We start from the raw sequence: 284 nt of genomic DNA on the forward strand, positions 1-284 counted from the left end.
CCGAGATCCGCAAGCGGAAGGACAATTTCTGAGCCCCGTGCTAGCTTCCGGCCGATGACCAGTGCCGCCGAAATCATCGCCACGCTCGGCCTGAAGCCGCACCCGGAGGGCGGCTGGTATGCCGAGACTTTTCGCGATGGTGCCGGAGGCGAGCGTGGCCATTCGACAGCCATCTACTTCCTTCTGGAAGAGGATCAGCTCTCGGCCTGGCACCGGGTCGCGGACGCGGCCGAGGTCTGGCATTTCCATGCCGGCGCGCCGCTGGCGCTGTCGATGCATGAGGA

At 65.5% G+C, this 284-nt stretch carries 1 protein-coding gene; it reads left to right on the top strand.

The features are described 5' to 3' along the window. Positions 1-54: 54 nt before the first annotated feature. The coding region (locus EN818_RS32215; protein WP_135906771.1) for a cupin domain-containing protein at positions 55-284 on the top strand (230 nt) is incomplete at its 3' end.

Source organism: Mesorhizobium sp. M3A.F.Ca.ET.175.01.1.1 (genome assembly GCF_004791945.1).
Classification (GTDB): domain Bacteria; phylum Pseudomonadota; class Alphaproteobacteria; order Rhizobiales; family Rhizobiaceae; genus Mesorhizobium.